Below are 25,811 nucleotides of genomic sequence, written 5' to 3'. Positions count from 1 at the left end.
GACCGAACCAGCCTGCTGAACTGACTGAATCAGGGTGCTGAACTGACTGAATCACCGTGCTGGAATGACTGAATCACCGTGCTGAAGTCACTGAATCGGGGTGGGGGAGTGAGTGAATCGGGGTGGGGGGAGATGGTGCGCTGGGGGGCAAGTTTGGCGCGCCGGTGGGCAACTTGACCAGGCGCAACGGGCCTAGCATCCCGGCCATGCGCGAAGACATCGAGTTCGACTCCGGCGGCGTGACGCTGCGCGGGTGGTTCTACCGTCCCGACAACGCGACCGAGAACCTTCCGTGCGTGGTGCTCAACCACGGCTTCTCCGCCACCAAGGAGATGCACCTGGACGACTACGCCGAGGTCTTCAGCGCCGCTGGGCTGGCCTGCGTGGTGCACGACCACGCCGGGTTCGGCGCCAGCGACCACAACCCGGCCAAGCCGCGCCTGGAGATCGACCCCTGGGAGCAGGTACGGGGCATCCAGGACGCGATCACCTACGCGCAGGGCCGCCCGGAGGTGGACGCCGGCCGGATCGGTGTCTGGGGCTCCAGCTACGGCGGCGCCAACGCCTACGTCGTCGCGGCGATCGACCGCCGGGTGAAGGCGGTGTGCGGCCAGGTACCGCTGATCTCCGGCCGGCGCAACTTCGAGACGCTGGTCCGGGTGGACTTCTGGGATGCCACCTGGCAGCTGCTCGCGGCCGACCGCGCGGCCCGGGCCCGGGGCGAGGCGCCGGCCACCCTGCCGGTGGTGCTCGAGGACCCGACACAGCAGTCGGCGCTGCCCACCGCCGACTCCTACGCGTTCTTCACCGGCATCGCGGAGCGCGCGTCGACCTGGCGCAACGAGGTCACCGTGCGCACCCTGGAGTACTTCCAGGGCTACGAGCCGGGGGAGTACCTGAAGCGCATCTCCCCGACCCCGCTGCTCATGGTGGTGGCGCCGAACGACCGGCTGGCCCCCGGCGAGTGGGCCTGCGCGGCCTACGAGACCGCGTCCCACCCGAAGAAGCTGGTCCTGGTGCCCGGCGGGCACTTCGACGCCTACACCGGCGAGGGCTTCCAGATCTCCTCGGGTGCCGCCCGCGACTGGTTCGTCGAGCACCTGGGGGCCAAGTAAGACTAGGATCCAGTAAGGATCATGGAACGGCACCTGGAGGCGTGGGACACCCGGCCGCTGCCGTCTGGGCAGCGCGTCGAGTTCTGGCATGAGGCGCTGGCCGCCAGCCACCTCCGGTTCGACATCGACGTGCCGGATCCGGCGCTGTTCCAGGCCGTGGTCAACCGCCGCCGGTTCGGTGACCTGGCGCTGGTCGAGTGCGCGGTCACGCCCAGCGGCGGCCGCCGGGGCCGCCGGGAGCTGAGCGTGGACCCCGGCTGGGCCGGCGTGCTGGTCGTCCGGTCCGGGCGCGAGCGGGTCTGCCAGGCGGGTCACGACCTGGTGGTCGGCCCCGGCGACGCGATCGTCTGGGACGGCGACCTGCCGGTGGAGTTCCAGGTGCTCGAGCCCCTGCGCAAACGCTCGCTGCTGCTGCCCCGGGGGCGGGTGCTCGGCCTGGGCGGGTCCGTCCCGGTGCACGTGCCCGCCGGGTCTCCGCACAGCCGGTTGCTGGGTGGCTACCTGGACATGCTCTGCCGGGAGCTGCCCCAGCTGGACGAGCCGGCGTGCGCCTCGGCTGCCAACGCCGCGCTGGAGCTGCTGCGCGCCGTGGTTTCCCCGGCCAGCGCCGACCTGCGCACCACGGTGCTGCCGAGGGTGCGCGCCTTCGTGGACGCCCGGCTGCACGACCCGGACCTGGACCCGCCGCAGGTGGCCGCCGCGCACGCGATTTCGGTTCGCACCCTGCACACCCTGTTCGAACCGACCGGGGAGACCCTCGGCGGCTACCTGCGTCGCCGCCGCCTGGAGAAGGCCCGGGAGGACCTGCGCGGCCGGCCCGGCGTGCCGGTGTCGCTGGTCGCGGCGCGCTGGGGTTTCCGCAGTACCGCGCACTTCTCCCGGTCCTTCCGGGAGGCCTACGGCACGACGCCGCGTGAGGTGCGCGACGCCGCGCGCGAGTTCGCGTCCTGACCGAGACGATTGGAGCCCTGCCGGTGGTCAAGCTGGTGTACATCCTGCGTGCCCGCGACGACGTGGAGCCGGCGGAGTTCTACCGCTACTGGCGGGCCGAACACGCGGCGAAGGTGCATTCGGTGGCCAAGGCGATCGGCGCCCGCCGGTACGTGCAGAGCCACACCCTGGACACGCCGCTGAACGCCGCACTGATCGACAGCCGGGGCATGTCCCCGGCGTACGAGGGCGTCACCGAGGTCTGGTGGGACAGCCTGGCCGAGCTGCAGGCGGCCGCGAGCACGCCGGAGGGCACCGAGGCGATGCGCATGCTGATCGAGGACGAGGGGCGGTTCATCGACCTGTCCCGTTCGACGATCTTCATGACCGAGGAGCACGAGATCTTCGACTTCACCCGGGCCGGTTGAGCGTGGCGCTCTGGTCGCTGTCCACGCCCTCGGACGGGGTGGTCGTCGCCGCCTACTCCAACCCGGAGATGAACTACTTCACCCTGGACGGGGCGGGGGAGCTGGACCAGCTCATCGAGTCGTGGTCGCGGGACCGCTCGCTGCGCGCGATCGTGCTCTGCGGGGACGGGCGGTCCTCCGGGTTCATCACCCACTTCAGCGTGGAGACGCTGGCGGCGGTGGCGGGCGATCCGGCCACCGCGCGCAACAGCGCGGCGATCAGCCGGGGCTACCACGCCATGCTGGACGCGCTGAACCGGCTGCCCCAGCCGGTGATCGTGGCAATGAACGGCGACACCATGGGCGGCGGCTTCGAGCTGTCCCTGGCCTGCGACATCCGGGTGGGCCAGGCCGGTGACCACCGGTACGGCCTGCCGGAGGTCCGGCTGGGCATCATGCCGGGTGGCGGCGGAACCCAGCGGCTGCCCCGGCTGATCGGCCTCGGCCGGGCGCTGGAGCTGGCACTGCGCGGGCGGGTGGTCGACCCGGCCGAGGCGCTGCGGCTGGGCCTGGTGCACGAGCTGGCCGAAGACGCGGTGGCCCGGGCGAGACAGATCGCCACGGAGATCGCCGCGCTGCCGGCCACGTCGGTGGCCGCGGTCAAAGCCGCCATATACCGGGGGATGGAGGCGCAGCTGGCGGCCGGCCTGGACATCGAGAGCGGCTACTTCCAGGAGACCATGCTCTCCGACGCCGGGTCGGAGTACATGCACGCCTACCTGGACCAACCGGAGCCGCTGCGGCGCGCCTGGCTGGAACCGGGCTAGACCCTCCGACCCGGGTCGAGTGATCTCGATCGGGTCCGCGTGTGAGCCGCCGGAACTGTCGGGGTGGGGGCGCAGGATTGACCCGTGTCGACCGACCTGGCCCCGGATACCGAGTTACCCAGCACCTGTGAGGGCTGCGGCCAGCCGCTGTTGCTGCGCGCGCCCGGCCGTACCCGCTGTGAGCGCTGCCGCCTGGGCCATGCGCCCGACCAGCAGCGGGAGGAGCCGTCGGACGAGGCCGAGCCGGAGCGCGAAGCCGAGCGACCGCCGGTGGCCTGCGCCGGCTGCGGCCAGACCGAGACCGAGTGGAACAACCGGCGGGCCCTCGCCGACGGCTACTGCCTGCCCTGCCGGCTGGACGGGAAGCACCTGGGTGCCTAGCCCCGTCCGATGAACGGCATGGTCGTCGCGGTGATCGTCAGGAACTGCACGTTGGTGTCCAGCGGCAGCCCGGCCATGTAGCGCACCGCGTCCGCCACGTGTTCGGCGTCGAAGGTCGGTTCCGGCCGGACGGCGCCGTCGGCCTGGCGAGCGCCGGTGGCGATTCCGGCGGTCATATCGGTGGCGGCGTTGCCGATGTCGATCTGGCCGCAGGCGATGCCGAAGGGCCGTCCGTCCAGGGACAGCGACTTGGTCAATCCGGTCATGGCGTGCTTGCTGGTGGTGTAGGCGATGCTGCCGGGGCGCGGCGCGTGCGCCGAGACCGACCCGTTGTTGATGATGCGGCCGCCCGGTGGGTCCTGCGCGCGCATGACCCCGAAGGCCGCCCGCGCGCACAGGAAGGCGCCGGTCACGTTGGTGTTCAGGCAGGCCAGCCAGTCCGCCACGTCAATCTCGTCCGGGGTGCCGGCGGGGCCGAACACGCCGGCGTTGTTCACCAGCAGGTCCACCCGGCCCCAGGCGCCGGACACCCGGTCGAACAGTGCGGCCACCGAGGCGGGGTCGCCGACGTCGGTGGGCACCGCTAGGGTCACGCCGGCCGGCAGTCCCTCCGCCGTCCCGGTCAATGCGTCCGCCCGGCGTCCGGCCAGGGCCACCCGGTGGCCGTCCGCGACCAGGGCGCGCGCGATCACCCGGCCGAGACCGCTGCCGGCCCCGGTGACCACGGCAACGGGTGAGTTGGTCATGCTCGGCTTCTCCTCGCTGCTGAGAGTCCCTTGCTCTGCGTGCGGATATGCAACGGCAGCTAACCACGATCCACTTGTCGGTGCGTTCACCGCTGTCGCGGCCGAGGTCCGTGCGACTTATGCACAAAGCTTATGCACAAAGCGGGGACGCTGCCCGCGTGCTATGAGTACGAGTCATGTCCTTCGCCGATGCGTCGCTGACCGCGCTGCGGGTGTTCCGCGAGGTGGCCGAGCGGGGCACACTGACCGCGGCGGCCACCGCGCTGGGCTACACCCAGTCGGCCGTGTCCCGTCAGATCGCCTCGCTGGAGCGGGCGGCGGGCACACCCCTGCTGGAGCGCCGGCACGACGGGGTCCGGCTGACCCCGGCCGGCCAGGTCGTGGTGCGCCGGGCGGCGGGGGTGATCGACCAGCTGGACGCGACCGCGCGGGAGCTGGCCGGGTTGCCGGACGAGCGCGCCACGGTCCGGCTCGGCTGGTTCGCCAGCGCCGGTGCCGCCCTGGTGCCCAATGCGCTGGTCGCGCTGCGGCGCACCCACCCGGCCATCACAGTGATCACCCGGGAGGGAAGCACCCCGACCCTGGTACGCGCGTTGCGGGCCGGCGCGGTGGACCTGGCGGTGCTCGCGTCGGCGCCGCCGTACCGCCCACCGGACTCCGAGACCCCGGCACTGGAGCTGCGCACACTCGCCGAGCGCGGCCTGCGGGTGGCCCTGCCGGCGGGGCATCCGCTGGCCAGGGGCGACTACGTGGACGTGGCCGACCTCGCCGGCCAGCGGTGGATCGCCGGCTCCGGGGCCGACCAGGGGATGGGTGTGTGGCCCGGCCTCGGCGAGCGGCCGCGGATCGCGCACACCGCGCGCGACTGGCTGGCCAAGCTCCAGCTGGTGGCCGCCGGCTGCGGGGTGACCACGGTGCCCGCGTCGCTGGTCACCGTGGTTCCCGCCGGGGTCCGGATACTGCCGGTGCGGGGCGGGCCGGGCGAACAGCGGCGAATCCTGCTCGCCCGGCTGCCCGGCCCGCTGCCCGAAGCGGTCGCCCCGGTGGCCGCCGCACTGCGCGCCGCCGCCGTGACGTTGGACGCCGGGAGCGGCTAGCCGGGGCTACGGCGAGCCCTGCCGGCGGTGCGCTACCGGCCCACGTCGGCGCGGGGTCGGGACGGTAGGACATCGAGTGACTCCTCGGTAGATCGGACCGCGTCCCAGCGTGGCACGCTCCACCCGTGATCGACTATCGCGTCCTGACGGGCTTCAAGATCTAAAATGAACCACGCCTGGTCACGAGATCCGCACCTTGGGGTTCGCGCAAGACCCCACCCTCACCACGTGGATGTCGTCGCGGACGTGTCCCGTTCCGTACCGCGGTGGTGAAGAGGTGCGGGTTCTTACGCGGGGCGGAGGCGGACCTCGAGGCGGTCGCCGAGGTCTACATCGAAGAGTGCCCGGCCGGTGTCGTCCGAGGTCACCGCCGCCGTGGTCGCCCCGTCCAGTACGTAACCGGTGTTCGGGCGGAGCCGGTCCACGGCGAGGGTGGTGCGTACCGGTCCGGCGCCGGGGCGCAGGACCAGGTCCAGCGCGGCGCCGTCGGTGACCGCGCGGGCCACCAGTACGTCCGGGTAGGCGGCCTCGGCCAGCCGGGGGCCGGCGCGCCAGCCGGTGGGTAGGTCGTGGGCGACCAGGTCGCGCAGCCCGTCGCGGCGGCCGAACCGGCCGAGCACGGAGTACAGGTTGGTCAGCGGCGAGGAGTGCCGGTAGCGGCGCGCGCCGTTCGCCTCCTCGACCTCTTCCCGCTGGTCCAGGGTGCGCTGCGCGGCCGAGGCATACTCCTCGTCGCCCACCTCGCGGGCGGCCATCACGGTGGCGCCCAGGCCGAAGTTGTCCCGGCCGACGGTGTAGTCGCCGGGGTCCAGCCGGTCGGACAGCGCCTTGGGCATGACCAGCCGGCCGTCGGCGATCCGCAGCGACCCCTCGCGCAGCAGCCACCAGCTGCGCTGGGCGATCTCCGGCAGCGCCGGGTGCAGCCAGTAGGCGGTGGACAGCTGGACGGCCGCCCCCGACCAGAAGTTCCAGGAAAGCCCCAGGTGGGTGGACCGCACGCCGATGATCCGCCCGTCCGGGCGGACGAACTCGGTCTCGTAGGAGGTGCGCAGCCGCTCCCGCAGCTCGCCCAGGTACCCGGTGCCGTGCAAGCGGTCGTGGGTGGCCAGCGTGTTCACCCCGAAGGTGTTGCAGATCGAGTAGACCCAGTTCGGCTCGCAGGGGAACAGCGTGTAGTCGGTGCCGGTCATGTTGCGGTGGATGGAGGCGGCCAGGGTGTGGAAGTCGTTGGGGTAGGCCTCGTCGGCCGACCAGCGGTAGGTGAGCGCGCCTGGTTGCCCGTAACGGTCGTCGTTCAGCGCGGTGTACAGGCCGACCTGGATGCCGTGCCAGCCGGTGAGCATGATGTTCTCCCGGTTGTCCACCGGGTCCCGGCGCAGAGACAGGTTGCCCCAGGCGTTCTCCCGCGCCCAGTAGCCCCACACCTTGCGGTGCAGCATCTTCTCGATCGCGTTGCGCTGGGCCTCGGCCAGGTACCCGGCGAACGCCGGGGTGCGGGTGTACTGCGCCATGGACAGCGCGTAGCCCAGGGTGTTGATCTGGTAGCGGACCGCCGCCTCGCGGTACTCGTCGAGCAGGGTGAAGCCGTCGAACTTGTCGAGCGGCTGCAGCGCCAGGTCCAGCGCGTAGCGCAGGTGGGCCAGGTCGTCGGGAGTGGACTCGGCGACCGGCAGCGGGGCGTCCAGCGGGGGCGGGCCGGAGATGCGGAACTCCAGCCGGGCCAGCCGCTCGTTGATCGCCGCGCCGGCCCTGCCCTGCGAGGCGTGCCGCACTCGATGCACCAGGTAGGCCAGCCCGAGCAGCGCCGGCACGGCCAGGGGCAGCGCCAGCCCTGCCTCCGGCCAACCGGTGCCGGCGGTGGTGGCTGCGGCGAGTCCGGCGGCGCCCAGCCACACCAGCGGCGGCAGCACGACGATCCCGATGGCCCACCACACGGCCACGGCCAGCACGAACACCGCCAACGACGCCAGCGCCAGCCAGGGCGACCCGGTGGCCAGGAAGCCGCCGCCGGGGAACACCAGGCCCAGCCCGAAGGCGGTCGCCGAGGGGCCCGCGCCGAGTAGCCCGGGCAGCGTGCCGAGCACCCAGAACACGGCGTAGACCAGCAGGGCGCGCCGCATGCGGCGGGCGGTGACCGGCGCGATCGAGTGCCGGGGGGCGGCCAGCCGCAGCCGGGTGCGCACGCTCCCGTGGGTGACCTCGTGCTGGGCGGGCCAGGTGGTGACTGGTGCGGTCATCGGATTCCCCGGTTGGTGATGAGCGGTTGCGCGGTGAGCATCCCGGCGACGCCGAGAACCACGGCCAGGAAGCCGGGGCCGTGCAGGGCGACGTCGGCGAGCGCGTTGCCGTGGTGGTGGTGCGCGGACACCACCCCGGTCAGGTGCATGTCCAGCACCGACAGCAGTGACCAGGAGGCCCCGCCGCCGACCAGGACGAGGGCCAGGTGGCGCCGGTTCACCCGGAACATCACGGCCAGCGCGGCGGCGGCCAGGCCGGCGCCGATGAGCACCGGTTCCCTCGGCCCGGTAGCCGCCGCGACCGCTCCGGTCCAGGCCAGCAGGCTGAGCAGCTCCGCGTAGAGGCCGGCGCCGACCAACGCGGCGAGCACCGGTACCGCGGCCGGCCGGACCGACCGGCGCGCGCGGCGGGCGTCGACGGACCGGCGCGCATCGCCGGGGGCGGGCGGCGCCGGTTCGGGTCGACCGCCCGGAGTCGGTGTGGCCGTCCCGGTTGAACCGTCCGGGGCGGCGCGGCGGGCCGGCGGGGCAAAACCGGCCCGGCCGGGCGGCTGCCGGCGGGTCAGCCGGAACCACGCCATCCTCGCCAGGCCGATGACCAGCGCGAGCGCGATGCAGCACCCCATTGTCCGTTACCTCGCATGTTGACACATCGTCGTGTCAGAAAGGTAGAAACTGACACGGTGCCGTGTCAACTAGCTGTGGCGCATCCCTCTGCCGGTGTCAGAATGGCCAGCGTGATGGCGGTGTAGTGGTCGATGACCTGGTCCCGGGTGAGGGTGCCCCGGGGGGAGAACCACTCGCGGATGCCGTTGAGCATGTCCAGCAGGGCCATGGTGGTGATCGAGACGTCCGGCACGCGGAACTCGCCGACACGGTTGCCCTCGGCGATGGTGTCCCGCACGGCGTCGTGGTACGCGGTCTGCAGCTTGATGCCGTGTTCCCGTTGCGCGGGGTCGAGGGCGTAGCGGATCGGGTTGCCGACCAGTAGCGCCGGGCGGTTGTCGTCGCTGAACTCGATATGCCGGCGCACCGTCCGGCGGATGCGTTCGGTCGGGCTCAGTGTGGTGTCGCGCAGCGTGGGCACCGTGGCGTCCACGAAGTCGGTCATGAACCGCGACACGATGGCGTGCAGGACCTCCTGCTTGTTGGCGAAGTGGTGGTACAGCGTGGAGGACGAGATGCCCACCGCCTCGGCGATGTCGCGGATCGAGGTCTCACCGAAACCGCGCTGGTAGAACAGTCGGCTGGCGCAGGCCAGGATCTGTTCCCGGGGCTCCGGCCCCTCGTCGAGGGACTTCTTCCGGGCCATCGTCCCCCTCCGTGACCTAGTGTCGATCGTCCGATCGGCATGATATCCGGCGCCCGTGTTGACGCGCGTCGTCGAGGTGCATTAGCTTCCGTGTCGATCGATCGATCGACACGGGGGTTCGCGGATGAGTGGGGAGCCGTGGTCGCCGGTTCCACCACCGGGGCGGCGCGTCCTGGTGACCGGTGCGGCGGGCGGGCTGGGCCGGGAGCTCACCTCGGTCCTGGTGGGGCTGGGCGCGCGGGTGGTCGGCATCGACCGGCCGGGCGCGGAGGCGGACGTGCCACTGGTGACCGCCGACCTGACCGACGAGGCCGAGGCCGGTGACGCGGTGCGCGCCGCCGTGGAACAACTCGGCGGGCTGGATGCGCTGGTCGGCGCCGCCGGCATCGTGGACACCATCCACCGGGCGCGGAACTTTCCCATCGGCGCCTTCCGGGGCGACGTCGAGGCCAACCTGATCGCCCAGTTCGCGGTCGCGCAGGCCGCCTACCCGGCGCTTTGTGACGCGGAAGCCGCCGCGATCGTGTTCATGTCCTCGATCGCCGGCCTGGACGGGCTGCCCGGGCAGGTCGGCTACGCGGCGGCCAAGGCCGGCGTGCTCGGCCTGACCCGGGGGCTCGCCGCCGAGTGGTCCGGCTCCGGCATCAGGGTGAACGCCGTGGCCCCCGGCCTGTTCGCCACGCCGAAGGTGCTGGCCATGCCCGACACCGCGCGGGACCGCATGCTCGACACCGTGCCGCTCGGCCGGGTGGCCACCCTCGGCGAGGTGGTCGGCTCGGTGCTGTACCTGCTCTCACCCGCCGCCGGCTACCTCACCGGCCAGACCCTCCGGCTGGACGGCGGCGCCGGGCTCACCCCCGGCGGCTTCTACCGCTGATTTCGCGCCCCGAAGGAGCCGAGATGTCTCCCACGACCCTGCCCGCGATGTTCCTCGCCGTGGCGGCGGCCCATCCGACCCGGGAGGCGCTGGTGGACGGCGCCACCCGGCTGAACCACCGGGACGCGCTGGCCCGTTCGGCCGTCGTCGCGGCCCGGCTGGAGGCGCGCGGCATCCGGGCCGGCGACCGGGTGGCCATCCTGCTGCCCAACAGCTGGCAGTACGCCATCACCTACTGCGCCGCCCAGCTGGCCGGGGCGGTCGTGGTGCTGGTGAACACCCGCCTCAGCGGCCCCGAGCTGGACTACGTGCTCACCGACAGCGGGGCGGCCCTGGTGGTCACCGACCAGACCCTGGGCACGCGGGTGCCCGAGTCGGTGACCGCACCGGTGGTCCAGGCCGACGAGCTGGTCGCCCAGGGCGACCCGGTGGACCCGGCCGGGCTGCCCGGCAACGACCGCAAGCCGGAGGACGTGGCCCACCTGCTCTACACCTCGGGCACCACCGGCCGGCCCAAGGGCGCCATGCAGACTCACGCGAACCTGGTGTCCAACGCGCGGACCGTGCGAGAACGGATCGGCGCCGGGCCGGGGGAGCGGACGCTGATCGCCGCGCCGATGTTCCACGCCACCGGGACGTCGTCGCAGTTCATCGGGTTCTTCACCGCCGGCGCGTGCTGCGTGTTCACCCCCGCGTTCCACCCGGAGACCACGGTCGAGCTGATGGCCGGGGAGCGCATCACCTTCTTCGCCGGGGTGGCCGCGATGCTGCGGCTGATCCTGCTGCGGGCGCGGGACACCGCCGCCGACTTGTCCGCGCTGCGACTGTTCGTGATGGGCGGCTCGCCGGTGCCGGAGTCCTTCCCGGCCGAGGTGAAACGGCAGCTGCCCCGGCTCAACCTGGGCAACGTGTGGGGCCTGACCGAGGCGACCTCGATCGTCACCTACACCGAGGGCGACGAGTACCTGGAGCACACGGCGACGGTCGGCCCGGCGGTGGACGGCGTCGAGGTGGCCGTCTCGGTGGACGGCGGGCCACCCCGGCACCAGCCGGATCAGGTGGGGGAGCTGTGTGTGCGCGGGCCGGTGGTCACCGCCGGCTACTGGAACAACCCGGAGGCCACCGCGAGCACCTTCGTGGACGGCTGGCTGCACACCGGCGACGTGGGCAGCGTGGACGCCGACGGTTTCGTCCGGGTGCTGGACCGGCTCAAGGACATGATCATCCGGGGCGGGGAGAACATCTACAGCCTGGAGGTGGAGACCGCGCTGGTCAGCCACCCCGACGTGGCCGAGGTGGCCGTGGTCGGCGTGCCCGACCCGATCTTCGACGAACGGGTGCGCGCGGTGGTGGTGGCCCGGCCGGGGAGCGCGCCGTCGGAGGACGACCTGCGCAAGCACGCGGCCAGCCTGCTCGCCGACTACAAGGTCCCGGCCGAGTTCCGGTTCCTGCCCGAGCTGCCCCGCAACCCGTCCGGAAAGGTGATCAAGCGCCGCCTGGTGGACGCGGAATGACCTCGCTGGCCGAGCCGGCGCCGGCCGGCACCGGGGTCTCCCCGGCCGACGACCTGGATGTGCTGATCATCGGGGCCGGGTTCAGCGGGCTCGGGGTGGCGGCCTTGCTGGACGAGGCCGGCGTGCGCTCGTTCCGCATCCTGGAGGCCGGCGAGGACGTCGGCGGCACCTGGCGGGACAACACCTACCCGGGCTGCGCCTGCGACATCCCGAGCCCGCTGTACTCCTACTCCTTCGACCAGAAGCCGGACTGGACGCGGCTGTTCGCCAGCCAGCCGGAGATCCTGCGCTACCTGCGCGGGGTGGCCCGGCGCCGTGGCCTGATCGAGCACACCCGGTTCGGCCAGCGGGTCCGCGAGGCTCGGTGGCTGGACGGGGCGAACCGCTGGGAGATCCGGACCGAGGATGGGCACCGCTACCGGGCGCGTTTCCTGGTCTCCGCCGTGGGGGCGTTGCACCACCCGGTGGTCCCGGACCTGCCCGGGGCGGACACCTTCGGCGGGCCGGTGTTCCACTCCGGCACCTGGCGGCACGAGGTGGACCTGACCGGCCGGCGGGTTGCGGTCATCGGCACCGGCGCCAGCGCGATCCAGTTCGTGCCGGCCATCGTGGACCGGGTCGCCGCGCTCACCGTCTTCCAGCGGACCCCGCCGTGGATCGTGCCCAAGTTCGACCGGCCCTTCGACGACCGGCACCGCCGGCTGGCCCGGTGGCTGCCGCCGTACCGCTGGTGGGTGCGGGAGCGGCTGTTCTGGATCCACGAGCGGCGCGCGGCCGGGTTCGTCACCGACCCCGAGGGGATGGCGCAGACCGCTGCCCTGGCCCGCCGGCTGATCGACCGGCAGGTCACCGACCCCGGGCTGAAGGAACTGGTCACCCCGGACTACACCATCGGCTGCAAGCGCCTCCTGATCTCCAACGACTGGTACCCCGCGCTGGCCAGGCCGCACGTCTCGGTGCGGGCCGGCGGGGTGCGGGAGGTCCGGCCGGGCGCGGTGGTGGGCGAGGACGGCGTCGAGGTGGGGGCCGACGTGCTGATCTACGGCACCGGCTTCGACGCCCAGCACGCCATCCGCTTCGACATCGCCGGCCGCGACGGGCTCACCCTGGCCGAGGCCTGGCGGAACGGCAACCAGGCCTACCTGGGCACCGCCGTCGCCGGGTTCCCGAATCTGTTCCTGATGGTCGGCCCGAACACCGGGCTCGGCCACAACTCACAGGTGTTCATGATCGAGGCCCAGGCCCGGTACATCGTGCGGGCGCTGAGCGCGCTGCGCCGGCGCGGGGCGGAACGCATCGAGGTGCGCGGCGAGGTGCAGGCGTCGTTCAACGACTGGCTCGACGGGCGGATGGACGGCACCGTGTGGCAGACCGGCGGCTGCCGCAGCTGGTACCAGGACCCCCGGTCGGGCCGCAACACCGTGCTCTGGCCCGACACCACGATCGCCTTCTGGCGCCGCACCCGCCGCATCCGGCTGGCCGACTACGAGGTTTCTGCCTAAGAACGTCCGTGTAGCGACGAGAGACCTTCTACTCGCCAGTAGCGTCTCTGATTGCTACATGACCATGAACACCGCCGTCGCGCGACATCATCCCGGCATCGTTCTCAGCCGGTGGCCGCGCAGGGGCTGCCGGCGCCGCGGAACATGGCCTGGTCGGAGGAGTGCCACCTGGCGTGAGCGGCTGTTCCTGGCCACCTCGCACATCGCCGCTGACGCCGCGCGGCACTTCCGGCTGCCCCGGGACCGCACGGTCACCAGGGGCTCGCATATCGAAGTCTGATATTTGTTCTGATAGAACTTGATCTAGTCGATAGGTTGGACTTCTTGGTTGTCGTGATTTGGCGGTGTTATTGCTTATGGCGGCAAAACCTGACGCGCTGGTCGATGCGGGTTACGGGCTGGCGGGTTCGGTCTTCTGGGCGGCTCCGGAGTCCGAGCGGCTCGATGCGTTCGCCCGGCTCCGCGCCGGCGAGGTGACCCGGGAGTTCCAGATTCCACGCATACCGTTCCTGGACGACCGCAACCCCGGCGCGTGGGCGCTGGTGCACCACGCCGAGGTGGTGGAGGCCAGCCGCCGGCCCGACCTGTTCAGCAGCGAGCCGGCGGCCAACTCGGTGCGCGACTTCCCCGGCTACCTGGACAAATACTACGGCTCGATGATCAACATGGACGACCCGGGGCACTCCCGCAACCGGGCCGTGGTCTCCCGGGCATTCACGCCAAGGGTGCTGGCCAAGACGGAGGTGGACCTGCAACTGCGGGCGTCCGCCATCGTGGACGACATCGTGTCCGACGGGCCGGGGGACTTCGTCACCCAGGTGGCCGCCCGGCTGCCCATCGAGGTCATCTGCGATATGCTGGGAATCCCGGAGGAGTTCCGGGAGGAGATTTTCCCGCTGACCAACCGTATTCTGGGTTTCAACGACCCGGAATACAACGGGGGGATTAGCCGGTTCGACAACGACACCACGATGATGGACTCGCTGCGATTCACCCGAGGCCTCGCCGGCGCCGGATTGCGGCTCTTCAAATTGGCCAACCGGTTGGCCAAGGAAAGGGTCAAGAACCCGACCGACGACGTGACCTCGATGCTGGTCGCCGGGCAGGACGAGGACAACCTGACCCCGCAGGAGTTCGCCTCGTTCTTCCTGCTGCTCGTGGTGGCCGGGAACGAGACCGTGCGCACCGCGCTGTCCCACGCCGTCCACCTGTTCACCCAGCACCCCGACCAGCTGCGCGTGCTGCGGGCGGACTTCGAGGGCCGGATCGGCGGCGCGATCGAGGAGGTCATCCGGTTCTCCACGCCGGTGATCTCATTCCGGCGGAACGTCACCCGGGAATGCAACTTCCACGGCCGCGACCTTTATCCGGGGAACAAGGTGATCCTCTTCTACAACTCGGCCAACCGGGACGAGAAGGTGTTCGCCAACCCCAACCGGTTCGACATCACCCGCACCCCCAACCCGCACGTCGGCTACGGCGGCCCCGGCCCGCACTACTGCCTGGGCGTGCACCTGGCCCGCCGGGAGATGACCGTGATGCTGCGCGAGCTGTACACCCGCCTGCCCGACCTACACACCACCGGCGAGCCCGACCGGCTCACCTCCTACCTGATCAACGGCATCAAACACATGTCGTACGCCTACTAGTCGCCTCTCTCCACAGGGGGAGGTAGTTGGCCACTTGGTGAGATGTGGTCAAAAGGTGGTTGTAATTACCCTGCAAATCCGAAGCTGGTGCAGGGTAATGCGAAATGGAGTGGGCAGATGGCCGCGCCAATTGGTTTGATTCTGGTCGGGATCGCTGTCATCTACTCGATGCTCGGCCTGCTCAGTTAGCCGAGCTCTCACCGGGCCGGGACCGCGCTGAGTCGAGCGGCTCGCGGGCGACGAACTCGACCAGCATCTCCCGCATCACCGTGATCGCCTCGACTTCCAGGTCGGCGCGGAAGACGCCCCGCCGCTGGCCGCGCCGCACGGTGCGGGCGATGGAGTCGTGCCAGCGCGCCGTCCAAGCGACCTTCAAACCCTAGCCGCCCACCCAACAGGACTTCCAACCCCGCCGCCCGCATAATCTACTCGAGATTAAACAGTCAACACGCGGGGGCGAAGTGTCAATCACCACGAGCGCCGGGGACGCCTTGGTCACCGAAGCCCCGGCGGAGGCGGCGCCGGGGTGGTTCGACCGGTTCTACTTCAACGCGCACCGGGGCAGCGAGCCGCCCTACCTGATGGTCGGCGCCGGGGTGTACCCGGACAAGCAACTGGCCGACGGATACGTGGTCGTGGTGACCGAGCATGAGCAGATCAACCTGCGGGTGTCCACCAAAGCCGGGCAGGCGGGCCGTATCGGGCCGCTGTCCTGGGAGGCGGTGGAGCCGTTGCGCACCTGGCGGGTGCGGCTGGCGGACAACCCGTCCGGCCTGGCCTGCGACCTGACCTGGACGGCGCGCACCGAGCCGTGGTTGTGCCGGCCGGTGCGGCTGGATGGCCGGGACGGCGAGTCGATGAGCTTCGACCACGCCTTCCAGTCCGGCCACCATCGCGGATGGCTCGAGGTGGACGGGGTGCGCACCGAGGTGGCCGGGTGGACCGGCCAGCGGGACCGCTCGAGGGGGCGGCGGCCGCTGACCGCGCGCCAGGGCCTGCACCTGTGGGTCCAGGCGCAGTTGGCCGAGGCGTCCATCGCCTTCCTCTTCGACCTGGACCGGGACAACCGGCCGACCCTGTTGGACGGCGCGGTACTGGGCACCGACGGCGGGCAGGACCCGCTGGTCGAGGTCGGCCACCGCCTGGAGTTCGCGGACACCCTGGACTGCCTCGGCGGCACGCTTGCCCTGCGCACGCGGTCCGGGCGCCGGCTCGAGCTGCGGGTGGACCCGACCCGTGCGCGGGGCGGGTTCCTGGCCGGCGCGGGTTATGGCGGCTTCCACGGGCACGACCACGGCCGGGACCTGGTGGAACACGACCGCTGGGACCTGCGGGACCCCGAGCTGGTGCCGCGCAAGATCGGCTACCCGCTGACCGACCGGCTGGCCCGGTTCGAGGCGGTGGAGGACGGCCGGACCGAGGAGGGCGCGGGCATCTTCGAGTTCGCCCACTCCCGCAGCCCGGCCTACCGCTACCGCCCCTCGGACCGGGCCCGATGACCGAGGTGACACCGGACCAGACGGACCGGACGGTCCGGGCCGACGCGGTGCGCCGCTGGCTGGACTGCGCGGAGTTGTCCGTGGCCGGCCGGCCGGGCGCCGGCGGATGGTCCGGGGAGACGGTGTTCCTGGTCGCCGACGGGCGCCCGCTGGTGCTGCGTACCGCGCCGGCGCGGCGCGGCATGTTCGCCGAGCACGACCTGGGGACCCAGGTGCGCTGCCTGCGGCACGTGCGGGCGCACGGCCTGCCGGCGCCCGAGATCGTGGCCGCCGACCTGGCCGGGGAGGTGCTGGGGCGGCCGGCCTACGTGATGGAGCGGGTGCCCGGGCGGGTGCCGGCCGACGACGACCCGCCGTTCACCCGGGCCGGTTTCCTGGTCGACGCGACCGTCGAGGAGCGCCACCGGTACTCGGCCGACCTGGTGGACCGGATCGCCGAGCTGCACCGGATCCCGGCCCTGCCCGGCCTGCCGGTCGGCCCCGCTCCGAAGGACCACCTGACCTGGTGCGCGGGGCAGCGGGCCGGCATCGAGACCGGGGCGGAACTGGTCGAACGGGCGCGGGCGGTGCTCGAGTCGACCGCACCGCCGGCGGACGGGCCGGTCGCGCTGCTCTGGGGGGACGCCCGGCCGGCGAACACCGTGGTCGGCGACGACTTCCGGGTGGCCGCGCTGCTGGACTGGGAGCTGGCCGGGACCGGCGCGCCGGAGTTCGACATCGCCTGGCTGCTGGAGATGAACCGGCTCCGCGCGCCCGGCGGGGCCGACCCGCCGCTCGACGGGTTCCTTTCCGAGGAGCAGACCTGGCGACGCTGGGCCGGCCACGCCGGCCGGGAACCGCAGGCCCGGCGCTGGCACCACCGGTTCGCGGCCTACCGGGTGGTGGTGCTGATGGACCTGCACCTGGCCGACCGGGTGCGCCGGGGTGAGCTGGCGGCGGATCACCCGGTCCGCACCGACAACCGCGCCCGCCGGCGGCTGGCGGCGCTGCTCGCCGGGGCCTGACCACCCGGTGAGCAGCGCCCGGGCGGCTACCGGTAGTTCGCCGGCGTGCCGTTGAGGATCACGGTCTTGGTCTCCAGGTAGGCCGGCAGGCCTTCGGTGCCGCCCTCCCGCCCGATGCCGGACTGCTTGAAGCAGCCGAACGCGATGCCGAAGTCGGTGCGGAAGGCGTTGTGCCCGACGGTGCCCGACCGCGGCTGCCCGGCGACCGCCCGCGCGGTTGGATCTCAGTCTTGGAAGCGCTCGCCGATGGCGGTGATTTCGGGCAGCCCGACCAGCTCGGTGAACTCGTCGAACCCGGGCAGACCGGGCAGCGCGGCGGCCGGCGTGCCGTCCGCGCGCAACCGGGCGAGCACCTGCCGCATGCCGGCGGTGGCGGCGAGCAGGGTGCTGATCGGGAACAGCACCAGCGCGTACCCCAGCTCGCGGATGCGCTCCAGCGGCAGTGGCGGGGTGCGGCCGCCCTCGGCCCAGTTGAACACCAGCGGCGCGGTGTCCCGCAGCTCCTCGGCGATGCGGGCGATGTCCTCCTCGCTGGTCGGCGACTCGACGAACAGCAGGTCGGCGCCGGCTTCCGCGTAGCGGCGGGCCCTTTGCAGCGCATCGTCCAGGCCGTTCACCGCGGCCGCGTCGGTGCGGGCGATGATCACGAAGTCGGGGTCCCGGCGGGCGGCCACCGCCGCGCGCAGCTTGCCGGCCATCTCCTCGGCCGGGATGACCGCCTTGCCCCGCAGGTGTCCGCAGCGCTTGGGCATCACCTGGTCCTCCAGGTGGATGCCGGCCACGCCGGCCTGTTCGTAGCCGCGCACCGTGCGGACCACGTTCACCGCGTTGCCGTAGCCGGTGTCCGCGTCGGCGATCACCGGCAGGTCGACCGCGTCCACCATTCGGGCCGCGTTGGCCACCATCTCGCCGCCGGTGAGCAGGCCGACGTCCGGCCGGCCGAGCAGCCCGGCGGTGCTGCCGAACCCGGTCATGTACACCACGTCGAAGCCGGCCTGCTCGACCAGCCGCGCGGACAGCGCGTCGTAGGCCCCCGGCGCGATCACCGGGCGGGGCCCGGTGAGCAACTCGCGGAGCCGGCGCCGGGGTTCGGTCCGGCCGCCGAGCAGCGATCCCAATCAGCGCTCCGCGCGGCGCGGCCGCTGGCTGGCCAGCTGGTCCCGGTAGAAGGTGCGGATGTGCTGCTCCACCCGGTCGGCGGCCCGCCCGCCGGCTCCGCTGGAGATCGCGTCCACGATGCCGGAGTGCTCGGCCACCAGGCGCTCGCCGACCGAGCGCCAGTCGTCGATCTCGCTGAACGCGCGCACCATCTCGGACTTGACCGCGTCCCGCAGCGCCTGCATCAGGGTGGCGGTGAGCGGGTTGCCGGAGCAACGGGCGATACGCACGTGGAACTCGGTGTCCAGCTCGTTGAACTCCTCGGAGGTCACCCGGTCCGGCGCCATCTCCTCGATCAGCCGGCGCAGTTGGATGATGTCCGCCTCGGTGTGGTTCCCGGCGGCCTCGTGGGCGGCGTGCCGCTCCAGCTGGATGCGCACCTCGATCAGGTCGGCCAGCGCGATCTCGGCCAGCGCGACATGCAGGCGCAGCAGGTTGCCCAGGGCCTCGGTGGAGCGCCCGGAGATCACCGAGCCGGAGTCGCGGCCGGAGCCGCCCTGGGCCTCGATGATGCCCATCGCCTCGAGCGCGCGCAGCGCCTCCCGCACGCTGCTGCGGCTGACCCCGAGGGCTTCGACCAGCTCACGCTCGCTGGGCAGCTTCGCGCCGACCCGCAGCTCGCCGTCCAGGATCTTCTCCTGGATCTGGTCGACGACCTGCTCGTGGGTGCGGACCTTGCGTACCGGTGCCCAGCTGTACTCGGCGCTCATCGCGCCACCTCGGGGCGTGACATGTGCGTTCAACCTCCTCGGGCTTGCGCGGCCCGGTTCGTTGCTGCCGGCGGCGACATGAGGTCTGACTACGAGCGGCGGCTGGTGTCGAACGCCTCGCCGAGCTCGATCACAGTGGCGCGACCGTTCCGGATTCTCACCGGAGTTCCCATATCGTCCTGGTTACCGGGCTGATCGTATCGACGGACCAGTGGCATAACAAGACCGCACATGTGGTCTGACCGCATCGGGTGTTGTGACTTGCCTTAACCGTTCAGGCGGACCGTGAGCTCCACGGAACGTCGTGCCGCCGATCCGGGCCTGGACCGGGATCACACTCCCCATCCGTACGTGGCCATCGCGGCTACGTCGCTGATGGGCGGCGGAGTCGTCCTCCGGCACCGGAACGAAGTAGTAGGGCGCCGGCCCTCGCCACTCGATCACCTGGCCGGTGAAGACGAGTTCCATGGTCACCGGGCCAAGGCTAGCCGGGTGGGTGCGCGGGGCGGCGGGCCACCAGGCGGCCACCGAGAAGTGCGCCCGGGCCGTCGCACAGACCGACCACCGGGAGTTCGCGGTTCGCCCGCAGCTCGGTCTCGAAGGCGATGACCAGCAGCAACTCGGCGCCGGCGGCCAGGTGACACTCGACCGTGGCGGGGATCGGGGGGTGATGTCCGCGTTCGGCCGCGGCGGTATCGGCCAACCGTCGCGCGGCCCGACAGGCGCGCCGCAGCACCGCGCGGGCGGCGCGCAGCAGGCCCACCCCGTCCACGCTGCCGCCCAGCGCGGCGAACTCCGCCAGTGGGGGCTCCGTGCGGATCTCCCGAATGAAGTCGCGGATCCGCCCGGCGGCGGGCAGCGCTCCGTCGGTACGGCTCGTGAGCAGGCCGTCCACCAGGTCCAACAGGTCGTCCTGCAATACCCGCAACGGCTGTCGCAGCTCGATCGGGATGGAGTCGGTGCACAGTGCCGCGCCGATCAGGGCGTTGGCCTCGTCCACCGCATCGGCGCAGTCCTCGGCCAACCACTCGGCGGTCACCGGATCAGCGATTCGAGGTAGACCAGCAGGCAGAGCGCGGGCACCAGGATGGCGGACGCGGCCAGCACCCGGCGCAGCAGCTCGCCCTCCCGGCCGGCCAGCCCGACGGCGGCCGCGCCGATGGCCAGGTTCTGCGGACTGATCATCTTGCCCAGCACGCCACCGGCGGTGTTCGCGGCGGCGGCCAGCACCGGCGACATCCCGGTGCCCTGTGCGGCGCTCACCTGCAATGCACCGAACAGCGAGTTGGAGGACGTGTCCGAGCCGGTCACCGCCGTCCCGAACCAACCGAGCAGCGGCGAGAGCACCGCGAAGAACCCGCCCGCCCCGGCGAGAAACATGCCGAGCGTGGCGGTCTGCCCGGACAGGTTCATCACGTAGGCTAGTGCGAGCACCGCCATCACGGTCACCGCCGCGCCGCGCAGCCGCAGCAGGGTGTCCCGGTAGGCGCGCACCGCCACTCCCGCCGGGATGCGCAGGAGCGCGGCGGTCAGCCCGCCCGCGATGAGCAGGATCGTCCCGCCGCCGGCCAGCCAGTCCAGCTTGTAGTTGACCAGCGCAAGCGGTGCTCCGGCCGCTGTTCGGACCTCGGTGAGGCCTGGCCAGCGGACCATGACCGTGGTGCTGGCCAGCGCCGCCTTCACCGGGGGCAGCACGGACAGCGTGAACAGCGCGATGATGATCGCGTAGGGCGCAAACGCGCGGACGCTGCCACGCGCGGACAGCGGCGGCGCCGGGATACGAGCCGGGGCGAGCAGCGCGGCTCCGTCCGATGCGAGCGCGCCGCCGGCGGGTTCCAACGTCGCCGAACCGCCGGCCGGGTCCCGGACCGCCGTCGCGGCGGCGGCTTGCCAGAAGTGCAGCAACAGCAGTACCGCGCCGGCCGACACCAGCGAGGCGACGATGTCCACCAGCTGGACCGGCCCGTAGCTGGCGACCAGGTACTGGGCCGCCGCGAAGGTACTCCCGGCCACCAGACCCGCCGGCCATACCTCGCGCAGGCCGCGCCGGCCGTCCAGCACCACCAGCAGGATCAGCGGCACGAACAGCGCCAGCACCGGGACCAGCAGCGCGGTCTCCCGGCTGAGCAGCTCCACCGGCATGCCGGTGATCTGGCTGAGCGTGATGATCGGCAACCCGACCGCGCCCCAGGCGACCGGCGCCGTGTTGGCGATCAGGGCCACGGCGGCGGCCCGCATCGGCGGCAGCCCCAGCGCCACCAGCATGACCGCGCAGATGGCCACCGGGGCGCCGAACCCGGCCAGCGCCTCGAGCAGCGCGCCGAACGAGAACGCGATGATCACGCCCTGGATCCGCCGGTCCGCGCTGACCCGGGAGAATGCCGCGCGGAGCCGGTCGAAGTCGCCGGTGTCCCGGCTCATCTGGTAGATCCAGATCGCGTTCACCACGATCCACATGGCCGGGAAGAGGCCGAACGCGGCGCCCTCCAGGGTCCCGGCCAGCGTGGTGGGCAGCGGCATCCGGTACACCGCCACCGCCACCACGACGGCCAGCGCGAGCGCCAGCAGCGACGCCAGCCAGGCGCGCACCCGGAACACGCCGAGCAGCAGGAACAACAGGAGCAGGGGCAACGCGGCGAGCAGCGCGGACCAACCGAGCTGGCCGCCGACCGGGGCGATGGGCTGTTGGAACATGGCCGGACCTCGTTGTCCTAGAAGACGGGGGTTTCTCGGTAGGAGCCGAAGATCTCCCGCAGCGCGGCGGTGATCTCGCCCATGGACAGGTGCGCCCGGACCGCCTCGATGGTGGCGGGCATCAGGTTGGCGTCCGGGTCCTTGGCGTCGGAGAGCAGCCGACGGATGGCGGCGTCGGCGCGGGCCGGGTCGCGGTCCGCGCGGATCGCCTTGAGCCGGGTGGTCTGGCGGGCCTCGGACTCCGGGTCCAGCTTGTGTACCTCGATCTTCTGGTCCGAGTCGGCGTCCACGTACTTGTTCACGCCGACCACCGCGCGGTCCCCGGAGGCCTTCCGCCGGGCGAACTCGTACGCGCTGTCCGAGATCTCCCGCTGCATGAAGCCCTGCTCGATCGCGGCGATGACCCCGCCCATCTCGTCGATCTTCGCCAGGTACTCGTCGATGCCCCGTTCCAGCTGGTCGGTGAGGCTCTCCACGTAGTACGAGCCGCCGAGCGGGTCGATCACCGAGGTCACCCCGGTCTCGTCGGCCAGGATCTGCTGGGTGCGCAGCGACACCTTCATCGCCAGCTCGCTGGGGATGGTGTACGCCTCGTCCAGCCCGTTGGTGTGCAGCGACTGGGCACCGCCGAGCACGGCGGACAGCGCCTGCAGCGCGGTCCGCACGATGTTGTTCAGTGGCTGGGGCTTGGTCAGCGTGGCCGCGGCGGTCTGCGCGTGGAACCGCAGCCGCATCGACCGCGGGTCCTTCGCGCCGAACCGGTCGCGCACCATCTTCGCGTAGTAACGGCGCACCGCACGGAACTTGGCCACCTCCTCGAACAGGTCGGCCTGGCTGACGAAGAAGAACGACAACCGGGAGGCGAAGGTGTCCACATCGAGGCCGGCGGCGGCTACTTCCTCCAGGTACGCCCGGGTGATCGCCATGGTGAACGCGATCTCCTGCTGGGCGTTCGCCCCGGCCTCGCTGATGTGGTAGCCGCTGATGTTGACCGGGTTGTACCGGGCCATGTGCTCGGCGCAGTAGACGATGGTGTCCCGCACGATCCGCATACTGGGCCGGACCGGGAACACCCACTCCTTCTGTGCGACGTACTCCTTGAGGATGTCGTTCTGGATCGTCCCGGAGAGTTTGTGCAGGTCGTAGCCCCGGTCCTGGGCCACCGCGATGTACATCGCCAGCAGGATCCAGGCCGAAGGGTTGATCGTCATGGAGACGCTGATCTGCTCCAGGTCGATCCCGTCGAACAGCGCCGCCATGTCGGGCAGCGTGTCGATGGCGACCCCCTCCCGGCCGACCTCGCCGATGCTCATCGGGTCGTCGCTGTCCAGGCCCATCAGGGTGGGCATGTCGAAGTCCACGGACAGCCCGGTCTGGCCCTGCGCGATGAGGTAACGGAACCGCTGGTTGGTCTCCTCGGCCTGGCCGAACCCGGCGATCTGCCGCATGGTCCAGTTCCGGCCCCGGTACATGGTCGGGTACGGCCCCCGGGTGAACGGGTAGCGGCCGGGCAGGCCTATCTCGCCGAAGTCGGCCGGCAGGTCGGCGGGGGTATACACGCGTTGGACGGGCAGGCCGCTGCCGGTGCGGTACTGCTCGCGGGCCTCCGGGGCGCGGCGCAGGAACGCGGCCAGCTCGTCGGCCTCCCAGGCGGCCAGCTCCTCGGTGACCTGTTTGACCAGGTCCTCGGTGGCCAGTGGGGCTCGGTCTGAGTTGTTCACCGGTTTGCTCCTCGAATGGTCTGTGATGCGCGCGGTCCGGGAGTCAGCGCGGTCTGGGGCTGCTGCGGTCCGACCAGGCGACGGGCGGCGCCGATCGGGTCGGTGCGCCGGTCCACCACGTCGCGTACCGCCTGGTCGAAGTCCGGGCGCCCCGGTCTGAGCCGGTCCAGCACCAGCTCCTCGGCCATCCAGCGGATCCGGGTGGCCGCGTTGCGCCGGGCCCGCACCTCCCGCTCGCCACTGCGGTGCAGCCAGGCCAGGTGGGCGTCGAAACGGTCGACCAGCTCGTCGACGCCCGCGCCGGTGGCGGCCACGGTGCGTTCGATCGGCACGTTCCACTGGCCGGGTTTCCGGTGCGCCAGGCGGGTCATCTCGCGCAGCTCGGCGACCGTGCGGTCGGCCCCCTCCCGGTCGGCCTTGTTGACCACGTGGACGTCGGCGATCTCCAGCAGTCCGGCCTTGATCGCCTGCACGTCGTCGCCCATGCCCGGCACGCTCACCACCGCGACGGTCTGCGCGGCGCTGATCACGTCCACCTCGGCCTGCCCGACGCCCACGGTCTCCAGGACGATCACGTCCTTGCCGGCCGCGTCGAGCACGGTGATCGCGTCCAGGACCGCGCGGGACAGCCCGCCGAGGGCGCCGCGGGTGGCGATGGACCGGATGAACACCCCGGCGTCCCCGGTCAGCTCGGACATCCGAATCCGGTCGCCCAGGATGGCGCCGCCGCTGAACACGCTGGACGGGTCGACGGCGAGCACCCCGACGGTGCGCCCGTGCCGCCGATACACCCTGGCCAACCGGCTGACCAGGGTGGACTTGCCGCTGCCCGGCGGGCCGGTGATGCCGATGACGTGTGCGCCCCTGGTGCGGTGGTGCAGCCGGGCGAGCAGCTCGCCGACCCCGTCGGAGCGGCGCTCCACCTGGGTCAGCGCGCGGGCCACGGCGGTGTGGTCGCCGGCGGCCACCCGGTCGGCGAGGCCGTGCACGGCGGTCACCGGGCCGCCCCTTCCCGGGTGATCTCCCCGAGCAGGTCGCGGTCGTCCACCACCCGGCGGGCCTTGAACTCGGTGCGGTCGAAGGTGTTCGGCGGGACCGGGATGATGTGCGCGCCCACCCCCAGCACCAGGCGCAACCGGTCGGCCACCCGGCCGGCCCAGTGCCGCCGGTCCGCCTCGGCCAGCTCCGCGCGGTGTTCCACCTGCACGGCCAGCGCGTCCATCGCGGCCGCCCGGCTGATCACGATGCGGTGCTCGCCGCCGTAGTCGGGGTCGGCCATCAGCACGTCGTCGATCGCGCTGGGGTAGATGTTCTCGCCCCGGACGGTGAACATGTCGTCGATCCGCCCGTAGATGCCCCTCGGCAGGTACGGATAGGTGCGCCCGCGTTCCGCGTCCGGTGCTTCCCAGCGGGTCAGGTCGTTGGAGAGCAGCCGGATCATCGGCTGGCTGGTGCGTTCCAGGCTGGTGTAGACCGGCGTGCCCTCGCCGCCGTACGGCACCCGGCGGAGCGTGGCCGGGTCACACACCTCGGTGTAGACCAGGTCCTGCCAGCACAGCACGCCCGGCTCCTCGCCACCCGCGCCGAGGTGCATCCACGGGGTGACCTCGGCCATGCTGCCCGAGTCGTAGACCAGCGCGTCGAACTCCTTCATGATCCGGGCGCGGATGGACGGGACGCTGGCGCCCGGTTCGCCGGAGAAGAACAGCCGGCGCAGGCCCAGCTCGGCCGGGTCGACGCCCTCCGTGCGCGCGGTCTCCGCCAGGTGCAGTGCGTACGAGGGCGTGCCGTAGAACACCGTCACCCCCATCTGCCGGATCCATCGGACCGTGCGTGCGGTCTGACCAGGGGTGCCGGCACCGAACGGGAACACCCGTGCGCCCAGCCGCTCGGCGCCCAGGTAGGCGCCCCAGGAGCCGAAGTAGAGACTCAGCGGCGAACCGACCAGCACGGTGTCCTCGGACCGGATGCCCATCGCCCACATCACCCGGGCATGCGCGTTGGCGATGGCCCGCCAGTCCCGCTCGTTCACCCCGAACGCGGTCGGCCGGCCGGTGGTGCCGGACGTGCCGTTCACGTGCTTGACCTCGGTCGGGTCCACGCAGAGGTAGCTGCCGAACGGCTGGTTGGCCAGCTGGTCGGCGCGCAGTTCCTCCTTGCGGACCACTGGAACGTGCTCGAAGTCGGCCAGGGTGCGCACCGCATCCGGCTCGATCCCGGCCTCGGCCCATTTGCGCCGGTAGAACGGCGCCTGGCGCCACGCGTAGCGCATCACCTCGCGGATCCGGGCCATGATCAGCTCGTCCCGCCGCTCCGGCGGCATGGTCTCCCGGCCGGGGAACCAGTGCGGTTGGGTGGCCGGAGGTCGGTAGCCCTCGTCGTAACGCGGCGGCCAGCTCCACTGCTCCATCTCCGTCGCCAGCATCCGGCC

Annotated in this window: 25 protein-coding genes and 1 pseudogene; 12 read left to right on the top strand and 14 right to left on the bottom strand. The window is 72.0% G+C overall.

The genetic code is table 11. The features are described from left to right. The first annotated feature begins 206 nt into the window (after window positions 1–206). The 5 genes from ABEB12_RS26140 (at window position 207) to ABEB12_RS26120 (ending at window position 3,660) form a co-directional block, all read left to right on the top strand. The gene (locus tag ABEB12_RS26140) at window positions 207–1,115 is read left to right on the top strand and encodes an alpha/beta fold hydrolase (RefSeq protein WP_185062413.1); all 909 of its coding nucleotides are present in this window, start codon (window positions 207–209) and stop codon (window positions 1,113–1,115) included. Window positions 1,116–1,136: 21 nt separating this feature from the next. Continuing rightward, complete coding sequence (locus tag ABEB12_RS26135; RefSeq protein ID WP_185062412.1) at window positions 1,137–2,066, top strand: helix-turn-helix domain-containing protein; 930 nt, start codon at window positions 1,137–1,139, stop codon at window positions 2,064–2,066. 23 nt (window positions 2,067–2,089) lie between these two features. Further along, a complete protein-coding gene (locus tag ABEB12_RS26130; RefSeq protein ID WP_185062411.1) occupies window positions 2,090–2,473 on the top strand; it encodes an EthD family reductase in 384 nt (127 codons plus the stop codon). 2 nt (window positions 2,474–2,475) lie between these two features. Further along, a complete protein-coding gene (locus ABEB12_RS26125; RefSeq protein WP_345703178.1) occupies window positions 2,476–3,279 on the top strand; it encodes an enoyl-CoA hydratase/isomerase family protein in 804 nt (267 codons plus the stop codon). 84 nt (window positions 3,280–3,363) lie between these two features. Continuing rightward, window positions 3,364–3,660 (top strand): hypothetical protein, encoded by a 297-nt coding sequence (locus ABEB12_RS26120; protein ID WP_185062409.1) that lies wholly within the window; start codon window positions 3,364–3,366, stop codon window positions 3,658–3,660. Here the strand turns inward: ABEB12_RS26120 and ABEB12_RS26115 are convergent. Beyond that, a complete protein-coding gene (locus ABEB12_RS26115) occupies window positions 3,657–4,406 on the bottom strand; it encodes an SDR family NAD(P)-dependent oxidoreductase (protein WP_185062408.1) in 750 nt (249 codons plus the stop codon). The two genes, ABEB12_RS26120 and ABEB12_RS26115, sit on opposite strands and share 4 nt — an antisense overlap. Before the next feature lie 176 nt (window positions 4,407–4,582). On the opposite strand from ABEB12_RS26115, the gene ABEB12_RS26110 reads away from it, so the two are divergent. Then, the gene (locus ABEB12_RS26110; RefSeq protein WP_185062407.1) at window positions 4,583–5,503 is read left to right on the top strand and encodes a LysR substrate-binding domain-containing protein; all 921 of its coding nucleotides are present in this window, start codon (window positions 4,583–4,585) and stop codon (window positions 5,501–5,503) included. 287 nt (window positions 5,504–5,790) lie between these two features. Here the strand turns inward: ABEB12_RS26110 and ABEB12_RS26105 are convergent, their stop codons facing one another. The 3 genes from ABEB12_RS26105 to ABEB12_RS26095 all read right to left on the bottom strand — a co-directional run bounded on the left by ABEB12_RS26105 (window position 5,791) and on the right by ABEB12_RS26095 (window position 9,052). Then, complete coding sequence (locus ABEB12_RS26105; RefSeq protein ID WP_185062406.1) at window positions 5,791–7,740, bottom strand: linalool dehydratase/isomerase domain-containing protein; 1,950 nt, start codon at window positions 7,738–7,740, stop codon at window positions 5,791–5,793. Beyond that, window positions 7,737–8,366 carry a hypothetical protein gene (locus ABEB12_RS26100; RefSeq protein ID WP_185062405.1) on the bottom strand — a complete coding sequence of 210 codons (630 nt, stop codon included), beginning with the start codon at window positions 8,364–8,366 and terminating at the stop codon, window positions 7,737–7,739. The genes ABEB12_RS26105 and ABEB12_RS26100 overlap by 4 nt, the downstream gene beginning before the upstream one ends. 65 nt (window positions 8,367–8,431) lie before the next feature. Next, window positions 8,432–9,052, bottom strand: coding sequence for a TetR family transcriptional regulator (locus ABEB12_RS26095; RefSeq protein WP_185062404.1), 621 nt, complete (start codon window positions 9,050–9,052; stop codon window positions 8,432–8,434). A 124-nt stretch (window positions 9,053–9,176) separates the two neighbouring features. Between ABEB12_RS26095 and ABEB12_RS26090 the strand changes: the two genes are divergently transcribed. The 4 genes from ABEB12_RS26090 (at window position 9,177) to ABEB12_RS26075 (ending at window position 14,594) form a co-directional block, all read left to right on the top strand. After that, window positions 9,177–9,929, top strand: coding sequence for an SDR family oxidoreductase (locus ABEB12_RS26090; protein WP_185062403.1), 753 nt, complete (start codon window positions 9,177–9,179; stop codon window positions 9,927–9,929). A 23-nt stretch (window positions 9,930–9,952) separates the two neighbouring features. Next, on the top strand, window positions 9,953–11,443 hold the full coding sequence (locus ABEB12_RS26085; protein ID WP_185062402.1) for an AMP-binding protein: 1,491 nt from the start codon (window positions 9,953–9,955) through the stop codon (window positions 11,441–11,443). Continuing rightward, window positions 11,440–12,945, top strand: coding sequence for an NAD(P)-binding domain-containing protein (locus ABEB12_RS26080; protein WP_185062401.1), 1,506 nt, complete (start codon window positions 11,440–11,442; stop codon window positions 12,943–12,945). The genes ABEB12_RS26085 and ABEB12_RS26080 overlap by 4 nt, the downstream gene beginning before the upstream one ends. 356 nt (window positions 12,946–13,301) lie before the next feature. After that, window positions 13,302–14,594: a cytochrome P450 gene (locus ABEB12_RS26075; RefSeq protein WP_185062400.1), complete on the top strand. Its 1,293-nt coding sequence runs from the start codon at window positions 13,302–13,304 to the stop codon at window positions 14,592–14,594. A 181-nt stretch (window positions 14,595–14,775) separates the two neighbouring features. Here ABEB12_RS26075 and ABEB12_RS26070 read toward each other — a convergent pair whose 3' ends face one another. Beyond that, a complete protein-coding gene (locus tag ABEB12_RS26070; RefSeq protein WP_185062399.1) occupies window positions 14,776–14,970 on the bottom strand; it encodes a hypothetical protein in 195 nt (64 codons plus the stop codon). A gap of 85 nt (window positions 14,971–15,055) precedes the next feature. Here ABEB12_RS26070 and ABEB12_RS26065 point away from each other — a divergent pair, with 85 nt between their 5' ends. Beyond that, window positions 15,056–16,093, top strand: a complete 1,038-nt coding sequence (locus ABEB12_RS26065) for a hypothetical protein (RefSeq protein WP_185062398.1) — start codon at window positions 15,056–15,058, stop codon at window positions 16,091–16,093. Further along, the gene (locus ABEB12_RS26060) at window positions 16,090–17,097 is read left to right on the top strand and encodes a phosphotransferase (RefSeq protein WP_185062397.1); all 1,008 of its coding nucleotides are present in this window, start codon (window positions 16,090–16,092) and stop codon (window positions 17,095–17,097) included. The genes ABEB12_RS26065 and ABEB12_RS26060 overlap by 4 nt, the downstream gene beginning before the upstream one ends. Window positions 17,098–17,123: 26 nt before the next feature. On the opposite strand, the pseudogene ABEB12_RS26055 reads toward ABEB12_RS26060, so the two are convergent. The 9 genes and pseudogenes from ABEB12_RS26055 to ABEB12_RS26020 all read right to left on the bottom strand — a co-directional run. Next, window positions 17,124–17,303: pseudogene (locus tag ABEB12_RS26055) on the bottom strand (aldehyde dehydrogenase family protein); the annotation flags it as partial. 18 nt (window positions 17,304–17,321) lie between these two features. Beyond that, window positions 17,322–18,215, bottom strand: a complete 894-nt coding sequence (locus tag ABEB12_RS26050; protein WP_185062396.1) for an isocitrate lyase/phosphoenolpyruvate mutase family protein — start codon at window positions 18,213–18,215, stop codon at window positions 17,322–17,324. Then, a complete protein-coding gene (locus tag ABEB12_RS26045; RefSeq protein WP_185062395.1) occupies window positions 18,216–18,965 on the bottom strand; it encodes an FCD domain-containing protein in 750 nt (249 codons plus the stop codon). 183 nt (window positions 18,966–19,148) lie between these two features. Further along, complete coding sequence (locus tag ABEB12_RS42245) at window positions 19,149–19,433, bottom strand: DUF1905 domain-containing protein (protein ID WP_185063077.1); 285 nt, start codon at window positions 19,431–19,433, stop codon at window positions 19,149–19,151. Window positions 19,434–19,449: 16 nt separating this feature from the next. Then, the gene (locus ABEB12_RS26040) at window positions 19,450–20,004 is read right to left on the bottom strand and encodes a hypothetical protein (protein ID WP_185062394.1); all 555 of its coding nucleotides are present in this window, start codon (window positions 20,002–20,004) and stop codon (window positions 19,450–19,452) included. Next, complete coding sequence (locus tag ABEB12_RS26035; RefSeq protein WP_185062393.1) at window positions 20,001–21,659, bottom strand: lactate permease LctP family transporter; 1,659 nt, start codon at window positions 21,657–21,659, stop codon at window positions 20,001–20,003. The genes ABEB12_RS26040 and ABEB12_RS26035 overlap by 4 nt, the downstream gene beginning before the upstream one ends. A gap of 17 nt (window positions 21,660–21,676) precedes the next feature. After that, the gene (locus tag ABEB12_RS26030) at window positions 21,677–23,380 is read right to left on the bottom strand and encodes a methylmalonyl-CoA mutase family protein (RefSeq protein WP_185062392.1); all 1,704 of its coding nucleotides are present in this window, start codon (window positions 23,378–23,380) and stop codon (window positions 21,677–21,679) included. Next, window positions 23,377–24,378 carry a methylmalonyl Co-A mutase-associated GTPase MeaB gene (gene meaB, locus ABEB12_RS26025; protein ID WP_185062391.1) on the bottom strand — a complete coding sequence of 334 codons (1,002 nt, stop codon included), beginning with the start codon at window positions 24,376–24,378 and terminating at the stop codon, window positions 23,377–23,379. Before meaB ends, ABEB12_RS26030 begins: the two co-directional genes overlap by 4 nt. Beyond that, on the bottom strand, window positions 24,375–25,805 hold the full coding sequence (locus tag ABEB12_RS26020) for a phenylacetate--CoA ligase family protein (RefSeq protein ID WP_345703154.1): 1,431 nt from the start codon (window positions 25,803–25,805) through the stop codon (window positions 24,375–24,377). The genes meaB and ABEB12_RS26020 overlap by 4 nt, the downstream gene beginning before the upstream one ends. Window positions 25,806–25,811 lie beyond the last annotated feature (6 nt).

This window comes from Actinospineispora eucalypti (genome assembly GCF_039543365.1).
GTDB classification, from domain to species: domain Bacteria; phylum Actinomycetota; class Actinomycetes; order Mycobacteriales; family Pseudonocardiaceae; genus Pseudonocardia; species Pseudonocardia eucalypti.
Note: the sequence above shows the minus strand (reverse complement) of the source record. Positions and strands in the feature narration are given on the sequence as shown.

What these genes read in the sequence shown, in the direction of transcription:
- ABEB12_RS26045 (WP_185062395.1), bottom strand. Translation starts at nt 18,965, where the DNA reads ATGAGCGCCGAGTACAGCTGGGCACCGGTACGCAAGGTCCGCACCCAC.
- ABEB12_RS26085 (WP_185062402.1), top strand. Translation starts at nt 9,953, where the DNA reads ATGTCTCCCACGACCCTGCCCGCGATGTTCCTCGCCGTGGCGGCGGCC.
- ABEB12_RS42245 (WP_185063077.1), bottom strand. Translation starts at nt 19,433, where the DNA reads ATGGAACTCGTCTTCACCGGCCAGGTGATCGAGTGGCGAGGGCCGGCG.
- ABEB12_RS26020 (WP_345703154.1), bottom strand. Translation starts at nt 25,805, where the DNA reads ATGCTGGCGACGGAGATGGAGCAGTGGAGCTGGCCGCCGCGTTACGAC.
- ABEB12_RS26115 (WP_185062408.1), bottom strand. Translation starts at nt 4,406, where the DNA reads ATGACCAACTCACCCGTTGCCGTGGTCACCGGGGCCGGCAGCGGTCTC.
- ABEB12_RS26035 (WP_185062393.1), bottom strand. Translation starts at nt 21,659, where the DNA reads ATGTTCCAACAGCCCATCGCCCCGGTCGGCGGCCAGCTCGGTTGGTCC.
- ABEB12_RS26105 (WP_185062406.1), bottom strand. Translation starts at nt 7,740, where the DNA reads ATGACCGCACCAGTCACCACCTGGCCCGCCCAGCACGAGGTCACCCAC.
- ABEB12_RS26095 (WP_185062404.1), bottom strand. Translation starts at nt 9,052, where the DNA reads ATGGCCCGGAAGAAGTCCCTCGACGAGGGGCCGGAGCCCCGGGAACAG.
- ABEB12_RS26100 (WP_185062405.1), bottom strand. Translation starts at nt 8,366, where the DNA reads ATGGGGTGCTGCATCGCGCTCGCGCTGGTCATCGGCCTGGCGAGGATG.
- ABEB12_RS26075 (WP_185062400.1), top strand. Translation starts at nt 13,302, where the DNA reads ATGGCGGCAAAACCTGACGCGCTGGTCGATGCGGGTTACGGGCTGGCG.
- ABEB12_RS26080 (WP_185062401.1), top strand. Translation starts at nt 11,440, where the DNA reads ATGACCTCGCTGGCCGAGCCGGCGCCGGCCGGCACCGGGGTCTCCCCG.
- ABEB12_RS26140 (WP_185062413.1), top strand. Translation starts at nt 207, where the DNA reads ATGCGCGAAGACATCGAGTTCGACTCCGGCGGCGTGACGCTGCGCGGG.
- ABEB12_RS26110 (WP_185062407.1), top strand. Translation starts at nt 4,583, where the DNA reads ATGTCCTTCGCCGATGCGTCGCTGACCGCGCTGCGGGTGTTCCGCGAG.
- ABEB12_RS26060 (WP_185062397.1), top strand. Translation starts at nt 16,090, where the DNA reads ATGACCGAGGTGACACCGGACCAGACGGACCGGACGGTCCGGGCCGAC.
- ABEB12_RS26135 (WP_185062412.1), top strand. Translation starts at nt 1,137, where the DNA reads ATGGAACGGCACCTGGAGGCGTGGGACACCCGGCCGCTGCCGTCTGGG.
- ABEB12_RS26090 (WP_185062403.1), top strand. Translation starts at nt 9,177, where the DNA reads ATGAGTGGGGAGCCGTGGTCGCCGGTTCCACCACCGGGGCGGCGCGTC.